Source organism: Streptomyces bobili (genome assembly GCF_002154575.1).
GTDB lineage: Bacteria > Actinomycetota > Actinomycetes > Streptomycetales > Streptomycetaceae > Streptomyces > Streptomyces bobili.
Genome location: NZ_MUBA01000577.1, coordinates 1 through 5,540 on the forward strand (window position 1 = coordinate 1; position 5,540 = coordinate 5,540).

Below are 5,540 nucleotides of genomic sequence, written 5' to 3' on the forward strand. Positions count from 1 at the left end.
CCCCCGCTCTCGGGCTCCCGGCCGACGACGAGGTGCTCCTCGACGTGCCCGACGACCGCCTGGGCCCCGCGCTGGTCGCGGCCGGGCGGGACACCTACGAGGCCGCCGCCGCCCTGCTGGCCGGCACGCGCGAGCGCGCCGAGTGGGAGCACCGGGACCGGTACGTCACCCGCCTCGCGTCCTTCGCGCGGTCCCGCCCCGAGTGGTTCGAGGAGTGGCGGGCCGCCGCCCCGCACGACCCCGAGGTCCTGCTGCTGGCCGCCCAGCTGGCGGTGGGGCGCGCCTGGGACTCGCCGGCGAGAGCCGAGCTGCTGCGGGAGGTGAGTCCGCTGATCACGGCCGCCGCGCAGGGCGACCACCGCGACCCGGTGCCGTGGCGGATCGCCCTGGACCACGCGCGCGGGTCGAACGCCGGGCACAAGTACTTCGGCGAACTGTGGTCGGCCGCCGTCCGCCGCGCCCCGCACCACTACGGCTGCCACGTGGCCGCCAAGCGCTATCTGGCCGAGTCCTGGCACGGCTCCCACCGCGAGTGCTTCGACTTCGCCGACCGGGCCGCACAGGACGCCCCGGCCGGCGCCCTCGTCCAGGCGCTGCCGGTGCGGGCCGCCTTCGCCTACCTCACCGACGGCTGTGGTCCCGAGGTACCGCGCGAGCGCCTCGACGCCGCCGCCGACCGCGCGATCGGGCTGTCCGCCCGCTTCCCCGGCTCGGACCCCTGGACGGCCGAGATCCGCAACCTCCTGACGTACGTCCTGGTCCGCCTCGGCCGCCGGGCGGACGCCCTCGCCCAGCTGCGCCTGATCGGCCCGTACGCCACGTCCTTCCCGTGGGGCCGGCTCTCGGACGACCCGCTGGGACACTTCCTGGCGGTGCGCGAGAACGTGTGCTCCGGACCGTCCGGCGAGCCCGCCGGACATCCACCAGATGGGCACGGGGAACGCACGTACCCCGCGGACCACTAGGCTTCTGCGGCGTGACCACCGTCCGGCTGCCGCTCTTCCCGCTGAACACCGTCCTCTTCCCTGGGCTGGTGCTTCCGCTCAACGTGTTCGAGGAGCGCTATCGCGCCCTCATGCGCGATCTGCTGAAAACCCCTGAGGACGAACCGCGCCGGTTCGCCGTCGTCGCGATCCGCGACGGCCACGAGGTGGCACCGGCCGCCCCTGGCATGCCGGACGTGACGGCGCCGCTCCAGCGGGGTCCCGCCGACGGGTTCGGCGACGACCCGCTCAAGGCGTTCCAGACGGTCGGCTGCGTCGCCGACGCCGCGACCGTGCGGGAGCGGGCCGACGGAACCTTCGAGGTGCTGGCGACCGGGACGACCCGGGTGCGACTGGTCTCGGTGGACGCCTCGGGCCCCTTCCTCACGGCGGAGCTGGAGGAGCTGACGGAGGAGCCGGGCGACGAGGCGGGCGCGCTCGCGGAGGGCGTGCTGCGGGCCTTCCGCCAGTACCAGAAGCGCCTCGCGGGTGCGCGGGAGCGCTCGCTGTCCACCGGGGCGGACCTGCCCGACGAGCCGTCCGTGGTGTCGTACCTGGTGGCGGCGGCGATGATGCTCGACACGCCCACCAAGCAGCGGCTGCTCCAGGCCCCGGACACCGCCTCCCGGCTGCGCGACGAGCTGAACCTGCTGCGCGCGGAGACGGCCATCCTCCGTAGCCTGCCCTCGCTGCCCGCGGCGGATCTGACCCGCGGGCCGACGAGTCTCAACTGACGTACGGGAAGACCTGATGGCGAAGAAGCCGAAGAAGCAGCAGCAGTCCGGGGGCACGCCCGCGACCGTCGCCCTGACGGCGGCGGGCGTGGAGTTCACGGTCCACGCCTACGACCACGACCCGGCCCACCCGTCCTACGGCGAGGAGGCGGCCGAGGCCACGGGCGTCTCCCCCGACCGGGTCTTCAAGACCCTCGTCGCCGAGGTGGACGGCACCCTGACGGTCGCCGTGGTCCCGGTCGCCGGTTCACTGGATCTGAAGGCGCTCGCGGCGGCGGTCGGGGGCAAGCGCGCGGCCATGGCCGACCCGGCCCTCGCCGAACGCACCACGGGCTACGTCCGCGGCGGCATCTCCCCGCTGGGCCAGCGCAAGCGCCTCCCCACGGTCCTCGACGACTCGGCGCAGGCCCACGCCACGATCTGCGTCTCGGCGGGCCGCCGCGGCCTGGAGGTCGAGCTGTCCCCCACCGACCTGGCCAAGCTCACGAACGCTGTCCTGGCCCCCGTAGGACGTACGTGAGGTAAAGCCCGTCCGGGAGACTGGAAAGGGGCGGCGGGGGGCGAATACACCGCCCCTCGGCCACTCCTACCGCAGCGGCGCCCCGTAGCCGTCCTTGGGCCCGGCCCCGTACACCTCAACCTCGGGATCCCGCGGCCCGAACAGCGCCGTGAGACCGAGGTGGACCAGCAGCGCCGCCAGCGACCAGGCCAGCAGCGCGCCCTTGGCACTCAGCTTCAGGGGGGCCGAGAAGGTGACGCCCTTGCCCGCGGCCTTCGCCTGGGCGATCACGTCCTGTCCGGGGCCGAGCCAGAGGCCGGTCCGCCAGGCCAGCAGGGAGCCGAGCAGTCCGCCGAAGGCCAGCCCCACGACCAGCGGCACGCCCCCGCGCCTGCGCCAGGCGAACACGGCGGCGGCGCTCACGGCACCGAAGGCCACGGCCAGCAGGGCGAACGTGCCGTCCACCCCGACGGCCTGCTCGCCCTCGGTGTCCTTGAGGTAGACGACCCAGCTGTCGTCGGTGAGTTCGCCCACCAGCGGGACGCGCGGCGCCAGCCACACCCACAGCAGCCCCAGCACCACCCCGGTGACCGCGACCAGGACGGTGATCACCGCGGCCTCCCGCAGCTCCGTCCTCATCCCGGGCCCGTCCTGTCCGTGTCCGGCATCGTGCGGCGCGGCAGGCGTACCGGGGTGCGCGCCGGGCGACGGCCAGGCGTCGTGCGGGGACGGTTCGTGCGGTGGCGGAGGAGGAGTCAGCGGTGCAGTCACCCTCACATCGTGCCAGGCGCACCTGTGCCGTGCGTCATCGGACGGCGGCCCGGCGGTACGCCCAGGTGGCGACGGCCAGTGAGACCACGCCGACCACGGCGCACACCGCGAGGTCGCCGATCACGAACGCCCAGTCGGGATGCGGCCGGAAGGTGCGCGCGAGGGCCTCCACGCCGTACGTCGACGGCAGCAGGTCGCGGGCGAGGCGCACCGGCTCCGGCATCCGGTCGGGCGGCAGCACGCCGAGCAGCAGCGCCGCCGACATGCCCAGCTGGCCCAGCACGGTGGCCAGCTCCGGGCGCGGGGCGAGCAGCCCGAAGGCCGCGCCGAGCCCGGCCAGCGCGGCGCCGGACAGCGGGATGACCAGCGCCAGCACCCACAGGTGGGTCAGCGGCAGCCCGAAGAGCAGCGAGCCGAAGACGGCGGTCACCAGCGTCCCCGGCACGGTGAAGGACGCGTACGCGCCCGCCGCGCCGAGCACCACGGCGGCGGGCGGCACCGGCAGGGTGGCGTAGTGGTCGAGGCCGCCGCTGGCCCGCAGCTGGCCGAAGTACTGCGCGAGGAGGTTCAGCGCCACGAAGGCGACGACGAGGACCGCCGAGCCGGCCACCACGGCCTCCGCCTCGCGTCCGCCGTCGACGACTCCGCGCATCATGATCAGGATGCCGACCGACTGGAAGGTCGCCACGAACAGCAGCGGGATGCGGGCCACCCGCGCGCGGGACAGCTGCGCCCGGTACACGGCCGCCATCGACGGCCACAGCCGCGCGCGCGGCGCCAGCTCGGCCGCCTGCCGGGCCGGCTGCTCGTCCCCGGCCAGGACGCTGCCCGGCAGAACCTCCGCGGGTACGACACTCACGTCGCGTTGCTCCTCTTGGGTCCGGTGGTCACCCTGCTCGGTTTCGCCCTGTTCGATGTCGCCCTGCTCGATACGGATGCGGGGACGATCCTGCTCACACCCTCACCAACCCCTGCCGGGCGGCCCCGCCCAGCGCCAGGTAGACGTCCTCCAGGCTCGGCGTGGCGAGGGTGAAGTCGTCCAGGGCGGCGAAGGCGGCCCCCCCGGTGACGGTGGCGACGACCGTACGGGCCTCCTCGGGGCCCAGCCGGAGCGTCCAGCGGCGCCCGGACTCCACGGCCCGCTCGCGCAGCGCGGCGACCTCGGGGACGTCCAGCGGCGCCCGCTCCCGCCACACCAGCTCGACCCGTACCTCGTCGGCGACCTGCTCCTTGAGCCCGGACGGCGTGTCGCAGGCGATGACCCGGCCGCGGTCGAGGACGGCGACCCGGTCGAGGACCGTCTCGGCCTCGATGACGTTGTGGGTGACGAGCAGCACGGTGGTGCCGCGCTCGGCGCGCCGCCGGTCCACCGCGGACCACACGGCGCGCCGGGCGACGGGGTCCATCCCGGTGGTCGGCTCGTCCAGCACCAGCAGGGGCCGCTCCCCGACCAGCGCGGTCGCGAAGCAGGCCAGCCGCCGCTGTCCGCCGGACAGCTTGCGCAGCGGCCTGCCGGCGATCGGGGTGAGCCCCAGCTCGTCGAGCACGGCGTCCCGTTCGCGCCGGGCCTCGCTCAGGGGGAGACCGCGCAGGCGTCCGGTGGTCTCGGCGGCGAGGGAGACGGTGAGTTCATCGAGGGCGGTGGACTCCTGGCCGAGGTAGGCGAGGATGCGCGCGGCCCGTTCGGGGTGGCGCACGATGTCGTGCCCGAGGATCTCCACGCTGCCGGTGTCCGGCCGCATCAGCCCGGTCACCTGCCGGACGACGCTGGTCTTCCCGGCGCCGTTGGGCCCCAGCAGACCGAAGATCTCACCCCGGCGCACTTCGAGCCGTACGTCGTCGGTGGCGCGGACCTCGGGGGTCGCGGGAGTGCCGCGCCGGCCCCGGACCGCCGGGTAGGTCTTGGTCAGTCCGCGTACGGCACACACGACCTCGTCCCGGTGCCGAATGGTCGATGCCGCGCGCGTACTCACAAGGGACGAGAGTACGGGGTCGGCGGCCCCCGCTCGCCGTCGGGGCCGCCCCAAGTGCCCGGTTCAGTCCCCCGCGGGCGCCCGCTCGGCCGCCGTCCGTACGTCGATCTCGCGCCAGAACCCCGCCCGGATGGCGTAGCGGTCGTGCTCGTCGATCTGGTCGTCCTTGTGGGCGAGGAGGCCGAAGCGGGCCGCGTACCGCAGCAGCTCGCCGTCGATGCGGTGCGGGATGCGCGGGTACATGCCGGACAGTTTCTGCAGATGGCCCTGGTCGCCGAGACGGCCGATCCAGCGGCGGGCGAAGACCTGTCCCACCTCGAAGGGGTCGCCGCCGACAGTGGTGATGTCCTCCTCACGGTCGGCCCACCGCTGCTCGGCCGTGGTGACCTGCGCGAGCGTCGGCATCGAGGCGATCTCGGGGGGTTCGGCCGCGGTGCCGGGCCGGTCGACCCACCCCTTGTCGGAGGACCAGCGCAGGGTCGCGGTGGCGGGGGGCTGGACGGCCGTCTGGGCGCCGGGGGTGCGCAGGGCCGCGAGGTCCTTGGGGGTGGGGACGCCCTTGGCGGCGGGGACCCGTTCC

Annotated in this window: 6 protein-coding genes and 1 pseudogene; 3 read left to right on the forward strand and 4 right to left on the reverse strand. The window is 74.8% G+C overall.

Features of this window, described 5'->3' with window-relative positions; all coding sequences use genetic code 11:
- The 3 genes from BZL64_RS33900 to ybaK all read left to right on the forward strand — a co-directional run.
- Window positions 1-965, forward strand: a 965-nt coding sequence (locus tag BZL64_RS33900) for a hypothetical protein (protein WP_107430397.1), incomplete at its 5' end; no start/stop codon positions are given.
- 11 nt (window positions 966-976) lie between these two features.
- A complete protein-coding gene (locus tag BZL64_RS33905; protein ID WP_086772926.1) occupies window positions 977-1,717 on the forward strand; it encodes an LON peptidase substrate-binding domain-containing protein in 741 nt (246 codons plus the stop codon).
- A gap of 16 nt (window positions 1,718-1,733) precedes the next feature.
- On the forward strand, window positions 1,734-2,237 hold the full coding sequence (gene ybaK, locus BZL64_RS33910; RefSeq protein ID WP_086772927.1) for a Cys-tRNA(Pro) deacylase: 504 nt from the start codon (window positions 1,734-1,736) through the stop codon (window positions 2,235-2,237).
- 66 nt (window positions 2,238-2,303) lie between these two features.
- Here the strand turns inward: ybaK and BZL64_RS33915 are convergent, their stop codons facing one another.
- From BZL64_RS33915 to BZL64_RS33930, 4 genes and pseudogenes are all read right to left on the reverse strand, one after another.
- Complete coding sequence (locus tag BZL64_RS33915; RefSeq protein WP_086772928.1) at window positions 2,304-2,987, reverse strand: DUF2567 domain-containing protein; 684 nt, start codon at window positions 2,985-2,987, stop codon at window positions 2,304-2,306.
- Window positions 2,988-3,021: 34 nt separating this feature from the next.
- Window positions 3,022-3,846, reverse strand: coding sequence for an ABC transporter permease (locus tag BZL64_RS33920; protein ID WP_107430399.1), 825 nt, complete (start codon window positions 3,844-3,846; stop codon window positions 3,022-3,024).
- Window positions 3,847-3,940: 94 nt separating this feature from the next.
- Window positions 3,941-4,915, reverse strand: a complete 975-nt coding sequence (locus tag BZL64_RS33925) for an ABC transporter ATP-binding protein (RefSeq protein ID WP_086772930.1) — start codon at window positions 4,913-4,915, stop codon at window positions 3,941-3,943.
- Window positions 4,916-5,023: 108 nt separating this feature from the next.
- Window positions 5,024-5,540, reverse strand: a pseudogene (locus BZL64_RS33930) (NYN domain-containing protein); the annotation flags it as partial.

What these genes read in the sequence shown, in the direction of transcription:
- ybaK (WP_086772927.1), top strand. Translation starts at nt 1,734, where the DNA reads ATGGCGAAGAAGCCGAAGAAGCAGCAGCAGTCCGGGGGCACGCCCGCG.